We start from the raw sequence: 21,316 nt of genomic DNA, 5'->3' as shown, positions 1-21,316 counted from the left end.
CGACATCGCCGAGCGCCTGGAAACGGTGATGTGGGACATCAAGAAGATGTTCCCGAACCTGGACTGGTTCAGCGCCGTGAGCTATCACATGATGGGCGTGCCGACCGCGATGTTTACGCCGCTGTTCGTGATCGCGCGTACCTCCGGCTGGGCCGCGCACGTCATCGAGCAGCGCATCGACAACAAGATCATCCGCCCGAGCGCCAACTACACCGGGCCCGAAAATCTGAAGTTCGTCCCGATCGGGAAGCGAAAGTAAAGGCAAGCGAAAGTGAAGGGCAAGCAAAAGTAAAGGTCATGTGAGGCTCGCGTCCGTCACATTCCCGGAACTTGGGCCCGATTATGTAACGAAACACCAGCCTGCTTGCCCTGTCTCGCAAATCGTAGAGAATAGCGGCGGACTCTCGCCAGCGCCCCGGACTCCACCGGGGCGCGCCAGACCACAAAAGACACACACTCTGAAAGGTTATTCCTATGAAGAAGCTCATCCTCGCAGCGTGCATCGGCGCGTTCACCCTCGGCACCGCCGGCACCGTGATGGCCCAGGAACCGGCCCACAAGACCACCACCAAGAAGGCACCCGCCAAGAAGAGCAGCAAGGCGGCCCCGGCCGCCGCCGTGACGCCGACCGGTGAGAAATGGCAGTGCGAACTCGGCAATGTCCTCTACATCTCGGGCAATATGCAGCGCGATGAAGTCCTGTCCGTCCACTGGCAGGGCCGCGACTACAAGCTGCCGCGCCAGTCCACCGTGACCGGTGCCGACCGCTATTTCGACGCCCGCTCCGGCCTGGACCTGGTGGTGATTCCGAGCAAGGCCATGCTGTTCAACAAGAACCTGGGCCAGCGCCTGGCCGACGAATGCCAGAACGCCGACATGCAGGCCGGCGGTGCCGCACCGACCCAGGCCGGCGGCCTGCGCGCGCCGGTGACCGCGCCGCTGCTGGCGGCGCCGCCGCAGCAGCAACAGCCCGACGCAACCCAGCAGTCGGCTGCGCCGAAGCAGTAAATCCGGCGGCTCCCGACCCTGCCCGATCCGGGCCGGGCCCGGGCGCCATGCCGGCGGGGGATGGTTGCCGGCATGGCAGTCATTGCGCGAACGCGGCGCTCGCCGGCCAGGCGCTGGCGGGCAGCGTTCGCGGCGGTTAGAGTATCAGTCGCAACCGATATCGGACCGCGGTGATCGCCGTGACGGCGCTCGCCGGGGTCAGGTCCGAGTCAATGCCACCGCATTCATTCCTCGACTGGAGTATGGCAATGCCCCACAACCTCAATAAGACGCTACAAGAATTCAAGATCGGCTCTTCAGGCAAGGGCCAGTTTTATTCCCTGCCCCAGCTGGGCAAGGAACTGGGCGTGGCGGTCGAACGCCTGCCAGTGTCGATCCGCGTGGTGCTCGAGTCCGTGCTGCGCAACTGCGACGGCAAGAAGGTGACCGAGGAACATGTCCGCCAGCTTGCCAACTGGAAGCCGAATGCGGACCGCGTCGACGAGATTCCGTTTGTGGTGGCCCGTGTCGTCCTGCAGGACTTCACCGGCGTGCCGCTGCTGGCCGACCTGGCCGCGATGCGCAATGTGGCCGAGAAGATGGGCAGGAATCCCAAGCAGATCGAGCCGCTGGTGCCGGTGGACCTGGTCGTCGACCACTCGGTGCAGGTCGACCACTTCCGCGAGAAGAAGGCGCTGGACCTGAACATGCAACTGGAATTCCAGCGCAACAACGAGCGCTACCAGTTCATGAAATGGGGCATGCAGGCCTTTGACACCTTTGGCGTGGTGCAGCCGGGCTTCGGCATCGTGCACCAGGTCAATCTGGAATACCTGGCACGCGGCGTCCACAAGAAGGACGGCGTGTACTATCCCGACACCCTGGTCGGCACCGACAGCCACACCACCATGATCAATGGCATCGGCGTGGTGGGCTGGGGCGTGGGCGGCATCGAGGCGGAAGCCGGCATGCTCGGCCAGCCCGTGTACTTCCTGACCCCCGACGTGGTGGGCGTGGAACTGACCGGGCGCCTGCGCGAAGGCGTGACCGCGACCGACCTGGTGCTGACCATCACCGAGATGCTGCGCAAGGAAAAGGTGGTCGGCAAGTTCGTCGAGTTCTTTGGCGAAGGCACGGCCAGCCTGGCACTGCCGGACCGCGCCACCATCGGCAACATGGCGCCCGAGTATGGCGCCACCATGGGCTTCTTCCCGGTGGACGAAAAGACCATCGACTATTTCAAGGGCACCGGCCGCACCGAAGAGGAAATCGCCGCATTCGAAGGCTATTTCCGCGCGCAGAACATGTTCGGCATCCCCAAGACTGGCGAGATCGACTTCAGCAAGGTGGTCAAGCTGGACCTTGGCACGGTGGCCCCGTCGCTGGCTGGCCCGAAGCGTCCGCAGGACCGCATCGAGATCGGCAACGTCAAGAGCACGTTCAGCTCGCTGTTCAGCAAGCCCGTGGCCGAGAACGGCTTCAACAAGGCGCCGGCCGAGCTGGACCGCACGTATCAGACCGCCGACGGCATCGACGTGAAGAACGGCGACGTGCTGATCGCGGCCATCACCTCCTGCACCAACACCTCGAACCCCAGCGTGCTGCTGGGCGCCGGCCTGCTGGCCAAGAAGGCCGTGGAAGCCGGGCTCACGGTGGCGCCGCACATCAAGACCTCGCTGGCGCCCGGAAGCCGCGTGGTTACCGAATACCTGACGGCCGCCGGGCTGCTGCCGTACCTGGAAAAGCTCGGCTTCGGCGTGACTGCCTACGGCTGCACCACGTGCATCGGCAACGCCGGGGACCTGACGCCCGAGCTGAACGAGGCCATCGTCAAGAACGACCTGGTCGCGGCCGCGGTGCTGTCGGGCAACCGCAATTTCGAGGCCCGCATCCACCCGAACATCCGCGCCAACTTCCTGGCCTCGCCGCCGCTGGTTGTGGCCTATGCCATCGCCGGCAACGTCACGCGCGACCTGATGACCGAACCGGTCGGCAAGGGCAAGGGCGGCAAGGACATCTGGCTTGGCGACATCTGGCCGAGCTCGGAGGAAATCCACGCGCTGATGAAGTTCGCGATGGACGCCAAGACCTTCAAGGGCAACTACGAGCAGGTCAAGAAGCCGAGCAAGCTGTGGGGCGCGATCAAGGGCACCAAGGGCCAGGTCTACGACTGGCCCGAATCGACGTATATCGCCGAGCCACCCTTCTTCCAGGACTTCAGCCTGGAGCCGTCCGGCGCGAGCGCCAGCGTGCGCGGCGCGCGGGCCCTCGGCATCTTCGGCGATTCCGTGACGACCGACCATATTTCCCCGGCCGGCTCGATCAAGGACACCTCGCCCGCCGGCAAGTACCTGCTCTCGCACGGCGTGCTGAAGGCCGACTTCAACAGCTACGGCTCGCGCCGCGGCAACCATGAGGTGATGATGCGCGGCACCTTCGCCAATGTGCGCATCAAGAACCTGATGATCCCGCCCAAGGCCGACGGCTCGCGCGTGGAAGGCGGCCTGACCATCCACCAGCCGAGCGGCGAGGAAATGTCGATCTACGACGCCGCCATGAAGTACATCGCCGAGGGCACGCCCACGGTGGTGTTCGGCGGCGAGGAATACGGCACCGGCTCGTCGCGCGACTGGGCGGCCAAGGGCACGCAGCTGCTCGGCGTGAAGGCCGTGATCGCGCGCAGCTTCGAGCGCATCCACCGCTCGAACCTGGTCGGCATGGGCGTTCTGCCGCTGCAGTTCAAGGGCAGCGACAGCCCGCAGACGCTGGGCATCACGGGCGACGAAACCTTCGACATCGAAGGCGTCGAAGGGGATCTCAAGCCGCAGCAGGACGTGGTGCTGGTGATCCGGCGCACCAATGGCGACGTGCAGCGCGTGCCCGTGCTGCTGCGCATCGACACGCCGATCGAAGTCGACTACTACAACCACGGCGGCATCCTGCCGTTCGTGCTGCGCCAGCTCCTGGCTGCCTGACCAGCCCGCGCACTGACGCCACCGCCCGCCACGCCCCGGCCCCGTGCCGGGGATGGCGGGCGGTTTTCACTGGTGCAAGACGCGCTAGATCCGTCACTTTTCGGCCTGCCAGCGTGTAAGTTCCACGCAAGCCAGCGCTGCCACACTGTCCTCACAAGAACGGCGTTCAACGCCCGGAGGACAGCCATCCAGGCCATCGTCCCCCAGACCACCCCTCCAGGAGACACCATGGTCAAGATCATCATCGCGTTCGTCGTCCTCGCCGGCGCCGCCTTCTACCTGCTCAGCAAGGGCGGCGGCGAGGTGTCGATGGGCGGCGAGCAGCACGGCACCGAAATCCACGCTCCGGCTGCCGCCGAGCAAAAATAAGGCTGCCGGCAGGACATACCTGCCAGTCGGGCCGGACTGGCGTCATTCCTGTCAACGCAGCGAGTAGAATACCGTTTTACGAAAAAACGGATGGTTTCTCTATATGGCAGGTTTTCGCCCCAAGGCTTCCCCGCGTCTTTCGCCCGATGCCGAGCGACTGGTGGCCGATGCGCTCGCCCTCGACGCATCGGGCAGCCGCATGGAGGACGCGTACTGGGAACGGCGGCTCTCGCAACGCCTGGGCCGGCTGCTGAAGAACGGCAGCCAGACCGCGCTGGACGCGGCGCTCGAACACCTGTTCAAGCACAATGCTGACGCCTCCGACGTCCTGGCCGAGCAGGCCGAGACGCTGGCCGAATCGGCCACGCTGGAAGTCGACGGCGTGCGCTATGATGCCCTGCTGGTAGCCGCCCCCATCCTCGCGCATACGCGCTACGCGATTCCGTCCGGCTCGCTGAAGCCGGACCTGGCGCAGACCCTCGCCGTGCACCTGCAGGCGCACGTGCTGGCCACGGGCACCAAGGTCGCACTGTCGCCGTATCTGTACAGCATCGACCAGCTGCCGCGCACGCACAGCGACACCTTCGCGCTGACGCAAAAGCTCGCGGCCGCCGCGCTGAGCGCTGCCGTACCCAAGGTGGACCTGCGCGACCTGCCGGAAACGGCGCCGATCCTGGCCGATCCGCGCTACCTGCTGGCCGTGGTGGTCGCACCGCACGAGCAGGCGCTGTTCCGCTGGCAGGAGGATGCCAAGGAGCACCATGCCGAGCGCTCGACCTGCCTCGAACAGTGGCGCAGCCAGGTGCAGGCCACGGTGGCCCTGCTGCTGCCGGGCTGCGAATTCGAGCTGCTGCTGCCGGACGCGTTCTTCCTGTCCTGCCGCGAATCCGACAAGAGCATCCGCCCGCTGACCGTGCGCGCGGCCGTGAATTACCTGAGCGGCACGCTGGACGTTCCCGCCGGCCAACTCGCGGCGGTGGTGGCGGCGTTCGGCGAGGAAGTGGTGGAAGAGTACCGTGTCGGCTTCACCATGCGCGGCGAAAAGGATGTGATCTACGGGATCGTCTGGCCGGTCTATGGCCGCGAAGCCGGCGAAGTGGATGCCGACGAAAAGGGCAACCCTCTCGAGCAGATCTGCGAGGAGCTGCGCAATGCCGGCGTCGAGGACATCTTCCGCCACGCCGCGCTGTTCGATCCGGAATATTGCGAAGATTGCGGCACGCCTCTCTATGCGGACCGCAACGGCGAGATCGTCCACGCCGAGCTGCCCGAGGATGCCCCGACGCAGCAGCCGCTGTTCCACTAACGCGGGAGGCCTGTGCGCCTCGCCTCCGCCAATGCAACGGCCCGCACTGCGGGCCGTTGTGCTTTGTGGCTAGCGCTGCGTCACGCAGCGCCACAGGCTGTGGCCCGACGCCCCGTACTTGCGCTCGAACGGCGTCATCGCTGTTTCGGGCTGCCACGCCTCGGTCACTGACGAACGACCGACCATGCCCAGGGCAGTCACGAACTCGTCGATGTAGACCTTCCAGTTGCTGCGGCACTCCAGATAATCGCCACAGGCTGCCAGCGCGGGGAACACGGCATGCCCTTGCCAGCGCCGCCCGAGGTGCCCGATCTTCGGCCAGGGGTTCGGATAGAGCACATAGTGTCGCGCCACGGGCACGCGATCATCCTGCAGCAGGCGCCACACGTCGACAAGGTCGGCGCGCGCCCAGCAAAAGTTGCCGGGCATGGGGGCATCGCCCCACCAGTCCTTGCCCGCGCCCAGGCGCTTCTCCGACTGGTCCACGCCAATCACGAAATGATCCGGAAATGCCGTGGCGAGCCGGAGCGTGCTTTCGCCCACGCCGCAGCCGGCGTCGAGGATCAGCGGCACGTCGCCGGCCTGCCGCCAGCGCGCCAGCGCCTGGTCCAGCGCGCGCCGGCTCACCTCGCCGATCGGCTTGCGAAACGGCTCGGCAAGATGGCGCGCCACGCGTGCCGCGAGGTGTTCGTGTACATCGGACTGTGCCGAAACAATGGTGGGGGAATTGGCAAACATGGCAGACATTTTAACGGTGCCGGTCACACACGCCTGCCCGGAAAGCCTGCATGGATGTCGTTTTGCCTGCACAATGCGGGCAAATTGCCTGATAACGTGCCTGACAACGGCCCATGGCCGCGCGCCCTCCTCGCCCGCGGTCGCCCGGGCCAGCATGAGGAGCCTAGCGCCATGCCTTTCCGCCATCCTTCCACTACCACCCGCTCCACGCGCGCCGCGTTGCGCACCGCAGGCGCCGCGCTATGGTGTGGCGCTGTCTTCGCGTTGTCGCCCACCGGCAACGCGCGCGCCGAAGACTTGCGCATAGGCCTGGCGGCCGACGTCACATCCATGGACCCGCAATGGAACAACGCCGGCCCGAACAACGCGATTGCGCTGCATATCTTCGAGTCGCTGGTGTTCATGGACAAGAACGCGCGCTACATCCCGGGGCTCGCGCTGTCCTGGAAACCGCTCAACCCGACCACCTGGGAAATCAAGCTGCGCCCGAATGTGAAATGGCACGACGGCTCGCCGTTCACGAGTGCGGACGTCAAGGCCTCGCTGGAGCGGCCCGAGAAGCTGGTCAACAGCCCCGGCTCGTTCACGAGCTACACCAAGCCGATCGCACGCATCGACACGCCCGACGCCCTCACGGTGCGCTTGACCATGAACGTGCCGAACTACGCCAACCTCGCCAATGACCTGAACAGCGTGCCGATCATGCCGAAGAAGGTGGCCGCCACGCTGACGCAGGCCGAGTTCGATTCGGGCAAGGCCATGATCGGCACCGGCCCGTTCAAGTTCGTGCGCTTCGCGCGCGGCCAGGAAATCGTGATGGCGCGCAATCCCGACTACTGGGGCCCCAAGCCGGAATGGGACCGCGCGGTCTTCCGCATCATCACCGACAACGGTGCGCGCTCCGCCGCCCTGCTGGCCGGCGATGTGGACGTCATCGAAAGCGTGCCCGCCGCCGACGTGGCCAAGCTGAAGCAGAACCCGAAGTTCCGCATCGAGCAGACCGTGTCATGGCGCACCATCTTCTGGCAGATGGACCAGTCGCGCGACAACCCGCCGTACGTCACCGACAAGGCCGGCAAGCCGCTGGGCAAGAACCCGTTCAAGGACGCGCGCGTGCGCGCCGCCATCGCCAAGGCGATCAACCGCGACGCCATCGTCAGCCGCATCATGGAGGGCCTGGCAGTGCCGGCATCGTCACTGGTGTCGCCACAGATCTTCGGGCACCCGGGAACCAAACCCGAGGCCTTCGACCCGGAAGGCGCAAAGAAGCTGCTGGCCGCCGCCGGCTATCCGAACGGCTTCGGGCTGACGCTGCATGCGACCAACAACCGCTACCTGAACGATGCCGCCGTCGCGCAGGCCACGGCCAGCATGCTGACGCGCGTGGGCATCCAGGCCAAGGTGGAAACCATGCCCGTGGCCGTGTACTTCACGCGCGCGCGCCAGGGCGATTTCTCGTTCGAGATGCTTGGCTGGGGCTCCGCCGCCGCCGACGTGGCGCTGCGCTCGATCACCGGCACGCCTGACGCCAAGACCGGTTACGGCACCTGGAACTGGGGCAAGTACAGCAACCCACAGCTGGACAAGCTGATCGAAAAGTCGCTCACCACGGTAAGCAGCGACAAGGCACGCGAGGAAAACGCAAAGGCCGCCGCGAAATTCGCGCTGGACGATCATGCGATCATTCCGTCGCACAGCCAGCTGGCCATGTGGGCGATGAAGAAGGGCCTGAAGTACGAAGCGCGCACCGACGAGTGGTCGCTCGCGCAGTTCTTCCATAAGGAGTGACGGCCCGCTGATGCCCGGAGCCGTGCGCCGGGCATCAGGCCAGTGCATCAAATCACCAGCTTCTCTTCCTGGCGCGCATTGGCAGCGCGCAGCTTGTTCACCCAGTCGCGCGCGGGCAGCCCGGTGCCTTTTTCCACCACGTCGGCGCGGGCTTCCAGCGTTTCCCACGACACGTCGATAGCCGGCCCGTTGAAGGCCAGCGCGATGACGTTGCCGTCATGGACTTCCGGGAACACCAGCACGCGGTTGTCGAAGGCATCGCAGATGCGTTCGATGTTCTTCGGGAAGCTGTCGTGGTCGCCGAACAGGTTAATGGTCATCACGCCCGGCGACCTCAGGGTACGGCGGCAGGCGCGGTAGAAGGCGGTGGTGTCAAGCACCGGGCCGCGCGCCGTGGCGTCGTACAGGTCCACCTGCAATGCGTCGACCGAGTCCGTGCTGGTGGCGTCCATCACATAGTCCCAGGCATCCTGCTCGCGCACGTTGAGGCGCGCGTCGTCCTCGCGCAGGCCGAACATGCTGCGGCCGGCAATGATGACCGCCGGATTCAGCTCCACCGCGGTCACGCGGGCCCGCGCGAAGTGCCGGTGGCTGAACTTGGTCAGCGCCGCCGCGCCCAGCCCGAGCTGCACCACGTGGAAGTCCGGCGCCGACGGCGACAGGAACAGCAGCCAGGCCATCATCTGCTGGGCGTATTCGAGTTCGATGGCATCGGGCTTGCGCAGGCGCATCGCGCCCTGTACCCACTCGGTGCCGAAGTGCAGGTAGCGGACGCCGTCCAGCTCAGAAAAAGTCACCGGTGCAAAGCGCGGCGTCATGCGCTTTTCTTCCCGGGCCGGGCGTTCGCCGCGGGTACGGATGCCGCGCGCGGGGCGGCGCGAGGCGACGGCCTCGATCGATTTGCGTTTCAGTAGGGTCATGTCTTGCTTGTTCGGGCAGGCCAGCAGCCAGCGCAGGAAAGCCGCGATTGTGACAGAAACCCGCGCGATCATTGTCCGGCGCCGCCGGGAATACCGGCACCCGCGGCCGCCAGCCCGTCCACGGTCTGCGGCGTCAGCACCGGTTCGCCATTGACGGCGCGGCCGATCAGGACGTCCCCGGCATCCACGTGGATGCGCTGCTCCTGATACCAGTCGTCGTCATAATAGGTCGTCGCGTACCGTTCGCCGCTGTCGCACAGCAGGGTCACGATCGCGCCGGCCTGCCCGGCCGCGCGCATGCGCTGCGCGAGGTACAGCACGCCAACGAAGTTGGTGCCGGTCGAGCCGCCCACACGGCGTCCGAACCGCTGCGCCAGATAGCGCATGGCGGCAAACGACAGTGCGTCGGGCACCTTGAGCATGGCGTCGACGCAGGTCGGAATGAAAGACCGCTCCACGCGCGGGCGTCCGATGCCTTCGATGCGCGAGCCCGTCTCGAGTGTCAGCGCCTGATCTGGCTTCCCCGCCAGACAGCCGCAGAAGTAATCGAAGAACACTGAGTTCTCCGGATCGGCGCACAGGATACGCGTCTGGTGCCGCCGGTAGGCCACGTAGCGCCCCAGCGTGGCGACGGTGCCGCCGGTGCCGCCGCTCGCCACGACCCAGGCCGGCACCGGATGCACCTCCTGCGCCATCTGCTTGAAGATGGACTCGGCGATATTGTTGTTGGCGCGCCAGTCCGTCGCGCGTTCGGCGTAAGTGAACTGGTCCATGAAATGCCCGCCCGATTCCCGCGCGATGCGGTGCGACTCGGTGTAGATCTCGGACGGATTGTCGACCAGGTGGCAACGCCCGCCGTAGAACTCGATGGCCTCCACCTTCGCGCGCGAGGTGCCGGCCGGGATCACCGCCACGAACGGCAGGCCCAGCAGACGCGCGAAATAGGCCTCGGAAATCGCGGTCGAGCCGCTGGAGGCCTCCACCACCGTGCTGCCGGCATGCAGCCATCCGTTGCACAACGCATACAGGAACAGCGACCGCGCGAGCCGGTGCTTGAGGCTGCCGGTCGGGTGGCTGGATTCGTCCTTGAAGTAGAAGCGGATGTCCGGATAGCCGGGCAAGTCCAGGGGAATGAGGTGGGTGTCGGAAGACCGGTTGAAATCGGCCTCGATCCTGTGGATCGCTTCGTGGGTCCAGTCTGAATGCGGCATGGCGCTTCCCCGGCAATACTGCGAGTGACAGGCCCGGTCTGCTCAGAGGCCGGGGCGGTGGGGCGTGCCGCCATCGTACAGGAGTGCCGAGACCCGCAGCCACGACCGGCATGGCACATGCGAGTTGTAACAGCCCTTGATGTTCATTTAACCAACACGTTAAATGACAACATGCCGAACACCAGCGACCCGCTCTCCACCATCTTTGCCGCCCTGGCCGACCCGACGCGCCGCGCGATCCTGGCGCGGCTGTCCGAGGGCGACGCCCCGGTCAGCGAACTGGCGCGCCCGTTCGATATCTCCGGTCCGGCCATCTCCCGGCATCTGCGTGTGCTGGCGGAGGCGGGACTGATCGAGCGGGAGATCGACGCACGCTGGCGCATCTGCCATTTGCGCCCTGGCGCCATGCGCGATGCGCACGGCTGGCTGGAGACCTATCGCCGGCTTTGGGAAGGCAATCTCGACAGGCTGGTGGCCTTTGTCGAGCAAACGCAAAGCGAGACCGCTGTCACCCATTCGAAAAAGGGGATCAAGTCATGACTGAAGCTGCAACGTTTCACCTGGAGATGACCCGCCAGATCCGCGCGCCGCGCGAGCGGGTGTTTGATGCATTCACCGACCAGGCCGCCCTGGCCGCCTGGCATTGCCCGCGTGGCATGCAGGTGCGGGAAGCCAGCGCGGATGCGCGCGTGGGCGGCCGCTATCGGCTGGTGATGGGAGCGAAGGACGGCGAACAGCACATTGTCGGGGGCGAGTATCAGGCAATCGATCGCGCCAACTTCCTGGCCTATACGTGGCAATGGGAAGGCAGCGAACTACCCGCCGGCGTACGCACGCTGATCGAGATCACGCTGACCGACAAGGATGGCGGTACCCACCTGCACATGCGCCATAGCGGCTTCCCCGATGCCGCCACGCGCGATTCGCACGAGAGCGGCTGGCAATCCGTCTTCAACAACCTCAGCGACTATCTGGATGCCGAAGGCAGCGCCGGCACGCTGACCGTCTACGGCGACGCGCGCAGCACCTACGTTCGCACCGTGCGCCTGGCGCTCGAAGAAAAAGGCGTGCGCTACACGCTCAAGCCGGTTGCGCCGCACAGCGACGAACTGCTGGCCCACAACCCGTTCGGCCGCATTCCGGCATTCGCCGACGGTCCGATCGAGTTCTATGAAACGCGCGCCATCCTGAGCTACCTCAACGAGGTCTTTGGCGGCCCGAACCTGATTCCGCAAACCGGCCCTACTGCGCGCGCACGCTGCGAGCAGTGGATCAGCCTGATCAACTGCCACGCCTACGATGCGATGGTGCGCCGCTATGTGCTGCAGTACGTATTCCCGAAGGGCCCGGACGGCAAGCCCGATCGCGCCACCATCGAGGGGGCCCTGCCCGATATCGCGCGCAATCTTGACGCCCTCGAGCAGGCCTACGACGGGCGCGATTTCCTGGTCGGCAATGCGTTGTCGATGGCCGACCTGTTCTTCGCACCGATCGTCGAGTATCTGGGGCGATTCCCGGAAAGCGCCGCGATGCTGGAGGCACGGCCGAACATCCGGCGTGCTCATGCGGTCATGCGCGCGCGGCCGAGCTACGCGGCCACGCAACCGGATCTCGGCTGACCGTTCGAGAGCAGAGGCTCCTATAAGGGGGCCTCTATCTCCATTGAAGAGGCGACACCGCCAACTTGGCTCCAACCGATGCACCAGAGAGCAATGCACGAAATAAGGCATCAAACGATGCTAATATAGATGCTCCACTTGTGGAGCCGTCCATGCGTACCACCATCGCTCTTGATGACGAATTGATCGCCAAGGCTCAAGCCTATACGGGCTTGGAGGAAAAGTCGGCGCTTGTGCGCGAAGCGCTCAAAGCCTTGATCCAACGTGAGGCCGCGAGGCGGCTCGCGAATCTTGGCGGTAGCCAACCCGGCATACAGGGGGTGCCGCGTCGCCGGCAGGACGTCGAATGATTCTTGTCGACACCTCGGTCTGGATCGACCACATTAATGCGTCCGATCCTTTGCTGGTCAGTCTGCTTGTCGAGGAGCGTGTCCTGGCTCATCCATTCGTGATTGGCGAGATATCGCTGGGCAGTCTGCGCAACCGGGAAGTTGTGCTCGGTGCCTTGCTCGATCTGCCCCGGGCCCCGATTGCAACGCCAGAAGAGACGTTCTACCTGATCGAACGAGAAGGATTATTCAATCGTGGGATCGGCTATGTCGATACATCGCTGCTGGCATCCGCACGTCTGCATCCCGGCGCCACCATCTGGACTCGCGACAAGCGATTGAAGAGGGTTGCCGACGAACTCAACTTGGGCGCAATGCTTGAGCATTAGTCGAGGGGCGTCAGCCAGCCTTGACCAACCATGCCCGCAGCTCCCGCCAGGCATGCAGTTTTTCCGGGTACGGCATAGTATGGGCAGGACTACTTGAAGGAAGCCTGAGAATGCGATGGTTGCCGCCATACCGCCCGAGAGCCTTCAAGCCAATACGCTCAGCCGTACCCCCATTGAACGCAATCACACTCAGCTTCGGCAGCGATTCGATCAATCCCACCAAATCATTTCCCGCATGACTGCGAATGTTGCTGTCCAAGCTACCCTCGCGCTTGGCTTCAGCCACGACGTCCCATAGACCAACGTGACGCGCCAGAAGCGTTTGCAACCGCGCAGCGTAGTCCATGTGAACCAGGTCTTCGCCAAGAATGTCGCCGACCAAGCGCCAAAATTGGTTCTGCTTGTGGGCGTAATACTGAACTTGCGCCAATGACGCCTCGCCCGGCAGGCTGCCGAGAACCAATACGCGCGTCTCGGCGTCGACCACTGGAGGAAAGCAGCGCTTCAGCGTCATGAGTCGTTATGGTTGTATCCGCAGCCGGAAGCAAAAGGGCCGGTCACCCGGCCCTCTTGCTCACGCCTGCATTCAGGCCAGCAGCTTGTTCACACGCTGCACGTAGGCAGTCGGATCATCGAGCATGCCCCCTTCAGCCAGCAGTGCCTGATCAAACAGCACCAGCAGGCGGTCATTGAAGCCATCACCCTCCGGCAGGTCGCGCAGCTTCTTCACCAGCGCGTGCTCGGGATTGAGTTCCAGGATCGGCTGTGCGTCCGGCGCCTTTTGGCCAGCCTGTTTCAGCAGGCGCTGCAGGTAGCCGCTCATGTCGCCTTCGTCCGAGACCAGGCACGACGCCGATTCGGTCAGCCGCAGCGTTACGCGCACGTCCTTGGCCTTGCCTTCGAGCACGGTCTTGGCGCGAGCGACAACATCCTTCCATTCGGTCTCGGCCTTCTCCTGCTCGGCCTTTTCAGCCTCGTCGGCAAGCGTGCCCAGGTCGAGGTCGCCACGGGCCACCGAAACCAGTTCCTTGCCATCGAACTCACGCAGGAACGACAGCATCCACTCGTCGACGCGGTCGGTCAGCAGCAGCACTTCGATGCCCTTCTTGCGGAAGACTTCGAGGTGGGGACTGTTCTTCGCGGCGGCCCAGGTATCGGCCGTCACGTAGTAGACCTTGTCCTGCCCTTCCTTCATGCGGCCGACATAGGCCGCCAGCGACACGGTCTGCTCGGCGTTGTCGTTGTGCGTCGAGCTGAAGCGCAGCAGCTTGGCAATGCGCTCCTGGTTGGCCTGGTCCTCGCCCATGCCTTCCTTCAGCGCCTGGCCGAACTGCTGCCAGAAGGTCGCGTACTTGGTGCGCTCCGCTTCTTCCTCGCTGTCGGCCAGCGCCTCCAGCATCGACAGCACGCGCTTGGTGCTGCCTTCGCGGATCGCCTTGACGTCGCGGCTTTCCTGCAGCAGTTCGCGCGAGACGTTCAGCGGCAGGTCGGCGGAATCGATCACGCCCTTGACCCAGCGCAGGTACGACGGCAGCAATTGCTCGGCGTCGTCCATGATGAAGACGCGCTTCACATAGAGCTTGAGGCCGTGCTTGTGGTTGCGGTCCCACATGTCGAACGGCGCGCGCGACGGGATGTAGAGCAGCTGCGTGTATTCGCTGCGGCCTTCCACGCGGTTGTGCGTCCAGGCCAGCGGCGCCTCGTTGTCGTGCGCGATGTGCTGGTAAAACGCGGCGTACTGCTCTTCCGTGATGTCCGACTTCGCGCGCGTCCACAGCGCGCTGGCCTGGTTGACGCTTTCCCACTCGTCGGTGCGCTTGTACGCGCTGGTATCGGCATCCCACACTTCCTTGGGCATGCGAATCGGCAGCGAGATATGGTCCGAGTACTTCTGGATGATGCTCTTCAGGCGCCAGGCCGAGAGGAAATCGTCCTCGCCTTCGCGCAGGTGCAGCGTGATGGTGGTGCCGCGCTCGGCGCGCGTGATGGCGTCGACGCTGAACTCGCCGTCACCTGCGCTTTCCCAGCGCACGGCTTCGTCGGCGGCCACGCCCGCGCGGCGGGTTTCGACGGTGACCTTGTCGGCCACGATAAAGGCCGAGTAAAAGCCCACGCCGAACTGGCCGATCAGCGCGGCGTCCTTCTGCTGGTCGCCGGACAGCTGCTGGAAGAATTCCCTGGTGCCCGAACGCGCGATGGTGCCCAGGTTGCGGATGGCCTCGTCGCGGCTCATGCCGATGCCGTTGTCGGTGATCTTCAGCGTGCGCGCGGTGGCGTCGGCTTCGATGCGGATGGCCAGGTCGGCGTCATTTTCGAGCAGCGAGGGGTTCGCGATCGCCTCGAAGCGCAGCTTGTCGGTGGCGTCGGAAGCATTCGAGATGAGCTCGCGCAGGAAAATTTCCTTGTTGCTGTACAGCGAGTGAATCATCAAGTGCAGCAGTTGCTTCACTTCCGCCTGGAAGCTCATCGTTTCGTGCGGTGCGGACATGGTTCTCCTTTTCGAATCCGGAAAATCAGGGAATTGGGGTCGGCGCAGGGCCAATGCTCCCGGAAATAGGGCCGGTTCCGGCCAATTTCAAGGCCGGCCTGCCGTTCAGCGCCGGTCCAGTTGCCGGGACAGGAAGTCGAGCATGTCGGGATCGCCGCTGCTGGCGACATTGAAGCGCATCCACCCCGACGGCATCTGCGACGGGGAAAACAGGCTGCCGGGCGCGAACAGGTAGCCCTCCTCGTGCCCCGCGGTGGCGATGGCATTGGTATCGCGGCCGGTATCGGCCCACAGGTACATGCCCGCATGCTGGCCGGGGAACAGGCGCAGGCCGCGGCGTTCCAGCTCGCGGCGGGTTTCGTCGCGCGCCCGGTCGAGGCGGCCGCGCACGCGCTCCACGTGCTTGCGGTAGTGGCCCTCGGTCAGCACCTTGTACAGCACGCGCTCGTTGATTTCCGGCGTGGCCAGGCCGGCCAGCAGCTTGCTGTCGGTCAGCGTCGCGGCCAGGTCCGGGTGCGCGGCGACAAAGCCCACGCGCAGGTTCGCCGCCAGCGTCTTGGAAAAGCTGCCCAGGTAGATCACGCGGCGCAGCTGGTCCAGGCTGGCCAGCCGTGTCGCCGCGTGGCCCGGCGGGCACAGGTCGCAGTAGATGTCGTCCTCGACGATCAGGAAATCGTACTGCTCGGCCATCTGCAGCAGCCGGAACGCCTTGGCGGCCGACAGCGAGGTGCCGGTCGGGTTGTGCAGCACCGAGTTGATGACGAACAGGCGCGGCCGGTGCGCCTGGACGATGCGCTCGAGCGCCTCCGGGTCTGGGCCTTCGGCCGTGTAGGGCACGCCGGTCACCTGCGCGCCCTGCGCGGCAAAGCGGCCGAACATCACGAACCAGGCCGGGTCGCCGACCAGCACGGTGTCGCCCGGGCGCAGGTAGAGCCGCGCGATCAGGTCCAGCGCCTGCGTGATGCCCGAAGTCAGCACGATCTGCTCCGCCGTGGCGCCGATCTCCAGTTCCTCCAGCCGCGTGCGCAGCTGCTGGCGCAGCGGCAGGAAGCCCTGCGGCGTGCCGCTGGCCAGGAAATGGCTGCCGGGCTGGCGGCCCAGCCCGCGCAGCGCGCTGGCGATCAGTTCGCCATCGAGCCATTCGTTGGGCAGGAACCCCAGCCCCGGCGCCTTGTGGGTCTCGGCGGTATGGAACATGCTGCGCAGCAGCCAGGTCACGTCGATATTGCGCGCGGCCACCGCCACGGGTGCCACCGGCGCGGCCGAGGCCTGCGCCACGCGTTCGCGCACGTAGAAGCCCGAGCCGCGGCGCGATTCCAGGTAGCCCAGCGCCACCAGGCGTTCATAGGCCTCCACCACGGTAAAGCGCGAAATGCCCTTCTCCTGCGCCAGCTGGCGGATCGACGGCATGCGCATGCCCGCGCGGAACACGCGTTCGTCGATGCGCATGCGGGCCCATTCGGTCAGTTGCTCGACCAGCGTCATCTGCGCCGACGGCACCGGGTCCGGCATGCGTTCGGTGCTGCCGGCCGCGCCTGGCGGCACGACCAGCCGCAACGGGCGCGCCGACGTGTCCTGTGCGCCGCCTTCGCTATCCTTGCGCTCGGGCGCGGCGGAGGAATCCTGCTGGTGGCTGCCATCCATGTAGTGCTCCCGCAACTGTACTGAATACGATCCGCATAACTGTACCGGTACTGTACCGACTACCTTGTCTACCATCAAGCCAACATGAAGCTCGCCCTCGATCACCTCGTCATTGCCGCCCAGACGCTCGATGCCGGCACGGAATACGTCGCCGACGTGCTCGGCGCTGCCCCGCACGGTGGCGGCGCCCATGCGGCCATGGGCACGCACAACCGCGTGCTCGGGCTCTTTGGCGGGATGTACCTGGAAGTGATCGCGATCGACCCGGACGCCCCTGCGCCGCGGCGCCCGCGCTGGTTCGGGCTCGACAGCGACAGCGTGCGCGCGCGCCTGGAGGGCGGCCCCTGCCTGCTCCACTGGGCAGCACGCGTGACCCGACCCGCCGACCTGACGCGCTGGCAGGCGCAGTATCCCGACCGGATCGCGCCGGTCATTGCCATGCAGCGCGGCGACCTGCACTGGCGCATCACGGTGCCCGAGGACGGCAGCCTGCCGGCATGGCATGGTGAAGCCGCCAGCGCTGGCGACGGCCTGCTGCCGAGCCTGATCCAGTGGGACGTGGCCGCTCATCCGGGCGCAAGCCTGCCGCGCCAGGACCTGGCGCTGCGCCGGCTCACCGGCCGGCACCCGAACGCCGAATTGCTGCGCCATGGCCTGGCGTGGCTGGGCTGCGAGCCTCTGATGACGCTGGAACAAAGCGACGCTCCGCCGCAGCTCATCGCAGAAATCGAAACGCCGCAGGGCATCCGTACCCTGCGCTAGACCCCAACATCGACAAGAACAAGACCACGGAGACTCACCGATGACCGCCACGCGCAAACGCTTCGACGACGATCCCTACCTCGACCATTGCAGCGCGACCGTGCTGTCGGCGAGCGAGGCCGGCATCGAGCTCGACGAGACCGTCTGCTATGCACGCAGCGGCGGCCAGGCCGGCGACACGGCCACGCTGACCCTGGCGGATGGCCGCACCATCGGGATCGCGGACACCGTCTATGCCGACGACCGCGCCCGCATCCTGCACGTGCCCGTGGCGGGGGCGCAGCTGCCGCGGCCGGGCGAGCGCGTCACGGTAGCCATTGACTGGCAACGCCGCCACCGGCTCATGCGCCTGCACACCTGCCTGCACCTGCTTGGCTCGCTGATTCCGGTGCCGGTAACGGGCTGCGGCATCTCGCCCGACTCGGCGCGCATCGACTTCGACCTGCCCGAATCGACGCTGGACAAGGCCGAGCTGACCGAACAGCTCAATGCGCTGATCCGTGCCAACACCGCGGTGCGCATCACGCTGATCACGCCGCAGGAGCTGGCTGCGCAGCCCGAGCTGGTACGCACCATCGGCGCCGCGCCGCCGGCCGGCACCAGCAGCATCCGCATCGTCGAGATCCCGGGCGTGGACCGCCAACCGTGCGGCGGCACGCATGTGGCCAACACCGGCGAGATCGGCACCGTGGCCGTCACCAAGATCGAGAAGAAGAGCCGCACCAACCGGCGCGTGGTCGTCAATTTCGCCTGAGCGCCATGACCGGAGATTTTTTGACCGGCCTCTCGGCCGCGCAATTCCTGGCGCTCGTCACCTTGCTTGCGGTGGGTTCGTTCACACCGGGGCCCAATACCACCATTGCCGCGGTGACCGGCGCCAATTTCGGCTTGCGCGCGACGCTGCCCCATTGCGTGGGCGTGGCCTTCGGCTTTGCCAGCATCCTCGCGTTGTGCGCGGTCGGCGTCGGCGCGCTGATCCTGAGCAATCCGGCGCTGGCCACCATCGTGCACATGGCCGGCGTGGGCTACCTGCTGTGGCTGGCGGCCAGGCTCGCGCGCAGCACCGTGCTCGCGGAGAAACAGGTCCTGCGCCCGCTCAGTGTGTGGCAGTCAGCCGTGCTGCAGTACGCCAACATCAAGGCGTGGATGATGGCGCTGGCCACCGCGGCGTCGTACATGGCCGGTGCGCCCTCGCCCGCGCAACGGGTGCTGCTGGTATGCACGACCTTCGGCATCTTCGGCTTCGTCAGCAACAGCGTGTACGGCGTGCTGGGCGCTTCGTTGCGGCAATGGCTGATGCAGGGCAAGCGCGTGCGCTGGTTCAACCGCGCCATGGGCCTGGCGCTGGCACTCACCGCCGCGTGGATCGCCGTAAGCGTGCACCCCGCGGCGGCCTGATCCGGCCATGACCGCCAACATTGCCATGACTTCTGCGCAGACGCTCCCCTCCGCTTCGCATCCGCCGCATTTCAGCGGCATGCTGCTCGGCTTCTGGTACGCGGGCCTGGCAAAAGGCGTCGTGGCGCGTGTCGGGCAGATACAATTGCTGCAGCCGTTTCTGGCGCTGGCGGGCGGCACCCTGCTGCTGGCCGAGCCGCTTGACCCCGCCACCATCGCCTTCGCGGTGGCCGTGATCGCCGTGGTGGCACTGGTCCGCCGCGCCGCCGTGCAACAGGCCGTCCCCACGGTCCCCACAACCGCAGCACAAACACCCCCTATCCTTTCCGAACGCACTCACTGACAGGAGATCACATGTCCGTCTATGACACCCTTGCACGCCTTGGCGTGGAACTGCCCACCGCCGGCGCCCCGGCTGCCGCCTATGTCATGGCCGCGCAGACCGGCAATACCGTGTTCCTGTCGGGCCATATCGCCCGCAAGGACGGCAAGGTATGGGCCGGCAAGCTCGGCAAGGACATCGACACCGAATCCGGCAAGGCCGCCGCGCGTTCCATCGCCATCGACCTGCTGGCCACGCTGCATGCGCACGTGGGCGACCTGAACCGCGTCACGCGCATCGTCAAGGTGATGAGCCTGGTGAACTCGACGCAGGAATTCACCGAGCAGCATCTGGTGACCAACGGCGCCTCGGAGTTCCTGGCCGAAGTCTTCGGCGACAAGGGCAAGCACGCGCGCAGCGCGTTCGGCGTAGCGCAGATTCCGCTGGGCGCCTGCGTCGAGATCGAAATGATCGTCGAAGTGAACTGAACGGACTGCCGCTGCCGCGATGCGCATCGACAACCTGCCCTTCGGCACCACCGACTGGTCCGCGGTCGAACCCACGCGCCACCCCGGAGAACGGGGCGAGGCGCTGTGGCGCACGCGCCAGTTCGGCGACATCCGGGTGCGCATGGTCGAGTACTCGGCCGGCTACCTGGCGGACCACTGGTGCACCAAGGGCCATATCCTGTTCGTCCTGGACGGCGAACTGCATACCGAACTGGAAGACGGCCGCCAGTTCGTGCTCCGCGCGGGCACGAGCTACCAGGTCGCCGACCAGGCGGAACCGCACCGATCGTCCACGCCGACCGGGGCCAGACTATTCATCGTTGACTGAACCGCCCGCGAGGCGGTTCTCCCCAGACAAAAGAGAAATATCATGCAATGGGCCATCTCCCGCCGGGCGCAGCAACTGACCAGCTCGGCCATCCGCGAAATCCTGAAGGTGACCGAGCGTCCGGAAGTCATTTCCTTCGCCGGCGGACTGCCCTCGCCGGCATCCTTCCCGGTAGCGGCCATGGAGGCGGCGACGGCCCGTGTATTTGCCGACAACCCGGCCGCCGCACTGCAATACGCGGCCACCGAAGGCTACCTGCCGCTGCGCGAATTCATCGCCAGGCGCCACAACGTGGCCGTGGAGCGCGTGCTGATCACCACCGGCTCGCAGCAGGCGCTGGACCTGATTGCCAAGGTGCTGATCGATCCGGGCAGCAAGGTGCTGGTGGAAACGCCGAGCTACCTCGGCGCGCTGCAGGCGTTCTCGCTGTTCGAGCCGGAATTCACCTCCGTGCCCACTGACGACAAGGGCCTGCAGCCTGAAGCGCTGACCGCCGAGCTGACCGCCGGCGCGCGCTTCCTGTACGCCCTGCCCAACTTCCAGAACCCGACCGGCCGCCGCCTGCCGCTGGAACGCCGCCAGGCCCTGGTGGCGCGCGCCAAGGAGTTCGGCGTGCTGCTGGTCGAAGACGATCCCTATGGCGAACTGAGCTACACCGGCGACCAGCTCCCGACCCTGCTGTCGATGAACCCCGACGGCGTGATCTATATGGGTTCGTTCTCCAAGATCCTGGCGCCGGGCCTGCGCCTGGGCTTCGTGATCGCGCCGCCGGCACTGCACTTCAAGCTGTGCCAGGCCAAGCAGGCATCCGACCTGCATACGCCGAGCTTCACCCAGCGCGTGGCCTACGAGACCGTGCGCGACGGGTTGCTCGATCGCCACATCCCGACCATCCGCGCGCTGTACGGCAAGCAGTGCCAGGTCATGCTCGACGCGCTGGCGCGCCACATGCCCGAAGGCGTAAGCTGGAACCAGCCCGAGGGCGGGATGTTCATCTGGGTGCAGTTGCCTCAAGGGTTGGGGCTGGACAGCATGGCGATCCTGGAGGAAGCGGTGAAGCGCAACGTCGCCTACGTGCCGGGCGCGCCCTTCTATGCCAGCAACCCGCAGCGCAACACGCTGCGCCTGGCGTTCGTCACCGTGCCGCCCGAGCGCATTGAACAAGGCGTGGCGATCCTGGGCAAGCTGTTCCGCGAAGCCATCGCCTCGGCGCCGCAGGCCCGCGTGGCCTGAA

The 21,316-nt window shown here is 65.9% G+C and carries 22 protein-coding genes and 1 pseudogene; 17 read left to right on the top strand and 6 right to left on the bottom strand.

The genetic code is table 11. From position 1 onward, the window contains the following. The 5 genes from AC3FNH_RS06330 to AC3FNH_RS06310 form a co-directional block, all read left to right on the top strand. Window positions 1-259: citrate/2-methylcitrate synthase (locus tag AC3FNH_RS06330; RefSeq protein ID WP_488719413.1), on the top strand; the 259-nt coding region annotated here is incomplete at its 5' end. A gap of 215 nt (window positions 260-474) precedes the next feature. Further along, the gene (locus AC3FNH_RS06325) at window positions 475-1,008 is read left to right on the top strand and encodes a hypothetical protein (protein ID WP_488719412.1); all 534 of its coding nucleotides are present in this window, start codon (window positions 475-477) and stop codon (window positions 1,006-1,008) included. Window positions 1,009-1,256: 248 nt separating this feature from the next. Continuing rightward, window positions 1,257-3,962, top strand: coding sequence for an aconitate hydratase AcnA (gene acnA, locus AC3FNH_RS06320; RefSeq protein WP_488719411.1), 2,706 nt, complete (start codon window positions 1,257-1,259; stop codon window positions 3,960-3,962). 228 nt (window positions 3,963-4,190) lie between these two features. Next, window positions 4,191-4,331: a hypothetical protein gene (locus tag AC3FNH_RS06315; protein ID WP_276099853.1), complete on the top strand. Its 141-nt coding sequence runs from the start codon at window positions 4,191-4,193 to the stop codon at window positions 4,329-4,331. A 103-nt stretch (window positions 4,332-4,434) separates the two neighbouring features. Continuing rightward, the gene (locus AC3FNH_RS06310) at window positions 4,435-5,637 is read left to right on the top strand and encodes a DUF2863 family protein (protein ID WP_276099852.1); all 1,203 of its coding nucleotides are present in this window, start codon (window positions 4,435-4,437) and stop codon (window positions 5,635-5,637) included. Between the two features lie 69 nt (window positions 5,638-5,706). Here the strand turns inward: AC3FNH_RS06310 and trmB are convergent, their stop codons facing one another. Then, complete coding sequence (gene trmB, locus AC3FNH_RS06305; RefSeq protein ID WP_488719410.1) at window positions 5,707-6,384, bottom strand: tRNA (guanine(46)-N(7))-methyltransferase TrmB; 678 nt, start codon at window positions 6,382-6,384, stop codon at window positions 5,707-5,709. Between the two features lie 162 nt (window positions 6,385-6,546). Here trmB and AC3FNH_RS06300 point away from each other — a divergent pair, with 162 nt between their 5' ends. Continuing rightward, the gene (locus AC3FNH_RS06300) at window positions 6,547-8,163 is read left to right on the top strand and encodes an ABC transporter substrate-binding protein (protein WP_488719409.1); all 1,617 of its coding nucleotides are present in this window, start codon (window positions 6,547-6,549) and stop codon (window positions 8,161-8,163) included. 47 nt (window positions 8,164-8,210) lie between these two features. Here the strand turns inward: AC3FNH_RS06300 and AC3FNH_RS06295 are convergent, their stop codons facing one another. Continuing rightward, complete coding sequence (locus tag AC3FNH_RS06295; protein ID WP_488719408.1) at window positions 8,211-9,083, bottom strand: class I SAM-dependent methyltransferase; 873 nt, start codon at window positions 9,081-9,083, stop codon at window positions 8,211-8,213. Window positions 9,084-9,151: 68 nt separating this feature from the next. Next, the gene (locus AC3FNH_RS06290) at window positions 9,152-10,294 is read right to left on the bottom strand and encodes a PLP-dependent cysteine synthase family protein (protein WP_488719407.1); all 1,143 of its coding nucleotides are present in this window, start codon (window positions 10,292-10,294) and stop codon (window positions 9,152-9,154) included. Between the two features lie 171 nt (window positions 10,295-10,465). Between AC3FNH_RS06290 and AC3FNH_RS06285 the strand changes: the two genes are divergently transcribed. The 4 genes from AC3FNH_RS06285 (at window position 10,466) to AC3FNH_RS06270 (ending at window position 12,631) form a co-directional block, all read left to right on the top strand. After that, a complete protein-coding gene (locus AC3FNH_RS06285) occupies window positions 10,466-10,834 on the top strand; it encodes an ArsR/SmtB family transcription factor (protein ID WP_488719418.1) in 369 nt (122 codons plus the stop codon). After that, on the top strand, window positions 10,831-11,913 hold the full coding sequence (locus AC3FNH_RS06280) for an SRPBCC domain-containing protein (RefSeq protein WP_488719406.1): 1,083 nt from the start codon (window positions 10,831-10,833) through the stop codon (window positions 11,911-11,913). The genes AC3FNH_RS06285 and AC3FNH_RS06280 overlap by 4 nt, the downstream gene beginning before the upstream one ends. A gap of 152 nt (window positions 11,914-12,065) precedes the next feature. Further along, window positions 12,066-12,263 carry a type II toxin-antitoxin system VapB family antitoxin gene (locus tag AC3FNH_RS06275; RefSeq protein WP_276099845.1) on the top strand — a complete coding sequence of 66 codons (198 nt, stop codon included), beginning with the start codon at window positions 12,066-12,068 and terminating at the stop codon, window positions 12,261-12,263. Next, complete coding sequence (locus AC3FNH_RS06270; RefSeq protein WP_488719405.1) at window positions 12,260-12,631, top strand: type II toxin-antitoxin system VapC family toxin; 372 nt, start codon at window positions 12,260-12,262, stop codon at window positions 12,629-12,631. Before AC3FNH_RS06275 ends, AC3FNH_RS06270 begins: the two co-directional genes overlap by 4 nt. Window positions 12,632-12,641: 10 nt before the next feature. On the opposite strand, the gene AC3FNH_RS06265 is transcribed toward AC3FNH_RS06270, so the two are convergent. The 3 genes from AC3FNH_RS06265 to AC3FNH_RS06255 form a co-directional block, all read right to left on the bottom strand. Continuing rightward, window positions 12,642-13,145 carry a DNA-deoxyinosine glycosylase gene (locus tag AC3FNH_RS06265; RefSeq protein ID WP_276099843.1) on the bottom strand — a complete coding sequence of 168 codons (504 nt, stop codon included), beginning with the start codon at window positions 13,143-13,145 and terminating at the stop codon, window positions 12,642-12,644. Between the two features lie 72 nt (window positions 13,146-13,217). After that, complete coding sequence (gene htpG, locus AC3FNH_RS06260; protein ID WP_488719404.1) at window positions 13,218-15,119, bottom strand: molecular chaperone HtpG; 1,902 nt, start codon at window positions 15,117-15,119, stop codon at window positions 13,218-13,220. 105 nt (window positions 15,120-15,224) lie between these two features. Next, entirely contained in the window at window positions 15,225-16,763 is a 1,539-nt protein-coding gene (locus AC3FNH_RS06255) for an aminotransferase-like domain-containing protein (protein ID WP_488719403.1), read from the bottom strand. 84 nt (window positions 16,764-16,847) lie between these two features. Here AC3FNH_RS06255 and AC3FNH_RS06250 point away from each other — a divergent pair, with 84 nt between their 5' ends. The 7 genes and pseudogenes from AC3FNH_RS06250 (at window position 16,848) to AC3FNH_RS06220 (ending at window position 21,315) form a co-directional block, all read left to right on the top strand. Further along, window positions 16,848-17,525 carry a VOC family protein gene (locus AC3FNH_RS06250; protein ID WP_488719402.1) on the top strand — a complete coding sequence of 226 codons (678 nt, stop codon included), beginning with the start codon at window positions 16,848-16,850 and terminating at the stop codon, window positions 17,523-17,525. 40 nt (window positions 17,526-17,565) lie between these two features. Further along, window positions 17,566-18,279, top strand: coding sequence for an alanyl-tRNA editing protein (locus AC3FNH_RS06245; protein ID WP_276099839.1), 714 nt, complete (start codon window positions 17,566-17,568; stop codon window positions 18,277-18,279). Window positions 18,280-18,284: 5 nt separating this feature from the next. Then, on the top strand, window positions 18,285-18,923 hold the full coding sequence (locus AC3FNH_RS06240; RefSeq protein ID WP_488719401.1) for a LysE family translocator: 639 nt from the start codon (window positions 18,285-18,287) through the stop codon (window positions 18,921-18,923). Between the two features lie 88 nt (window positions 18,924-19,011). Further along, window positions 19,012-19,266 (top strand): annotated as a pseudogene (locus tag AC3FNH_RS06235) (EamA family transporter); the annotation flags it as partial. 11 nt (window positions 19,267-19,277) lie between these two features. Continuing rightward, the gene (locus AC3FNH_RS06230) at window positions 19,278-19,733 is read left to right on the top strand and encodes a RidA family protein (RefSeq protein WP_276099837.1); all 456 of its coding nucleotides are present in this window, start codon (window positions 19,278-19,280) and stop codon (window positions 19,731-19,733) included. Between the two features lie 19 nt (window positions 19,734-19,752). Beyond that, window positions 19,753-20,082, top strand: coding sequence for a DHCW motif cupin fold protein (locus tag AC3FNH_RS06225; RefSeq protein WP_011298500.1), 330 nt, complete (start codon window positions 19,753-19,755; stop codon window positions 20,080-20,082). Between the two features lie 42 nt (window positions 20,083-20,124). Then, window positions 20,125-21,315 carry an aminotransferase-like domain-containing protein gene (locus AC3FNH_RS06220; protein WP_488719400.1) on the top strand — a complete coding sequence of 397 codons (1,191 nt, stop codon included), beginning with the start codon at window positions 20,125-20,127 and terminating at the stop codon, window positions 21,313-21,315. The last annotated feature ends 1 nt before the right edge of the window (window position 21,316 follow it).

It is taken from the genome of Cupriavidus sp. 22TCCZM01-5 (assembly GCF_057798915.1).
The sequence above is the reverse complement of the archived record's forward strand: the minus strand, read 5'-3'. Positions and strand labels throughout refer to the sequence as shown.

Excerpts from the sequence above, each read along its gene's own strand:
- AC3FNH_RS06295 (WP_488719408.1), bottom strand. The coding sequence starts at position 9,083 with ATGACCCTACTGAAACGCAAATCGATCGAGGCCGTCGCCTCGCGCCGC.
- AC3FNH_RS06300 (WP_488719409.1), top strand. The coding sequence starts at position 6,547 with ATGCCTTTCCGCCATCCTTCCACTACCACCCGCTCCACGCGCGCCGCG.
- AC3FNH_RS06240 (WP_488719401.1), top strand. The coding sequence starts at position 18,285 with ATGACCGGAGATTTTTTGACCGGCCTCTCGGCCGCGCAATTCCTGGCG.
- AC3FNH_RS06220 (WP_488719400.1), top strand. The coding sequence starts at position 20,125 with ATGCAATGGGCCATCTCCCGCCGGGCGCAGCAACTGACCAGCTCGGCC.
- AC3FNH_RS06290 (WP_488719407.1), bottom strand. The coding sequence starts at position 10,294 with ATGCCGCATTCAGACTGGACCCACGAAGCGATCCACAGGATCGAGGCC.
- AC3FNH_RS06310 (WP_276099852.1), top strand. The coding sequence starts at position 4,435 with ATGGCAGGTTTTCGCCCCAAGGCTTCCCCGCGTCTTTCGCCCGATGCC.
- acnA (WP_488719411.1), top strand. The coding sequence starts at position 1,257 with ATGCCCCACAACCTCAATAAGACGCTACAAGAATTCAAGATCGGCTCT.
- AC3FNH_RS06315 (WP_276099853.1), top strand. The coding sequence starts at position 4,191 with ATGGTCAAGATCATCATCGCGTTCGTCGTCCTCGCCGGCGCCGCCTTC.
- AC3FNH_RS06280 (WP_488719406.1), top strand. The coding sequence starts at position 10,831 with ATGACTGAAGCTGCAACGTTTCACCTGGAGATGACCCGCCAGATCCGC.
- AC3FNH_RS06250 (WP_488719402.1), top strand. The coding sequence starts at position 16,848 with ATGAAGCTCGCCCTCGATCACCTCGTCATTGCCGCCCAGACGCTCGAT.
- AC3FNH_RS06245 (WP_276099839.1), top strand. The coding sequence starts at position 17,566 with ATGACCGCCACGCGCAAACGCTTCGACGACGATCCCTACCTCGACCAT.
- trmB (WP_488719410.1), bottom strand. The coding sequence starts at position 6,384 with ATGTCTGCCATGTTTGCCAATTCCCCCACCATTGTTTCGGCACAGTCC.
- AC3FNH_RS06325 (WP_488719412.1), top strand. The coding sequence starts at position 475 with ATGAAGAAGCTCATCCTCGCAGCGTGCATCGGCGCGTTCACCCTCGGC.
- AC3FNH_RS06270 (WP_488719405.1), top strand. The coding sequence starts at position 12,260 with ATGATTCTTGTCGACACCTCGGTCTGGATCGACCACATTAATGCGTCC.
- htpG (WP_488719404.1), bottom strand. The coding sequence starts at position 15,119 with ATGTCCGCACCGCACGAAACGATGAGCTTCCAGGCGGAAGTGAAGCAA.
- AC3FNH_RS06230 (WP_276099837.1), top strand. The coding sequence starts at position 19,278 with ATGTCCGTCTATGACACCCTTGCACGCCTTGGCGTGGAACTGCCCACC.
- AC3FNH_RS06265 (WP_276099843.1), bottom strand. The coding sequence starts at position 13,145 with ATGACGCTGAAGCGCTGCTTTCCTCCAGTGGTCGACGCCGAGACGCGC.
- AC3FNH_RS06285 (WP_488719418.1), top strand. The coding sequence starts at position 10,466 with ATGCCGAACACCAGCGACCCGCTCTCCACCATCTTTGCCGCCCTGGCC.
- AC3FNH_RS06275 (WP_276099845.1), top strand. The coding sequence starts at position 12,066 with ATGCGTACCACCATCGCTCTTGATGACGAATTGATCGCCAAGGCTCAA.
- AC3FNH_RS06255 (WP_488719403.1), bottom strand. The coding sequence starts at position 16,763 with ATGGATGGCAGCCACCAGCAGGATTCCTCCGCCGCGCCCGAGCGCAAG.
- AC3FNH_RS06225 (WP_011298500.1), top strand. The coding sequence starts at position 19,753 with ATGCGCATCGACAACCTGCCCTTCGGCACCACCGACTGGTCCGCGGTC.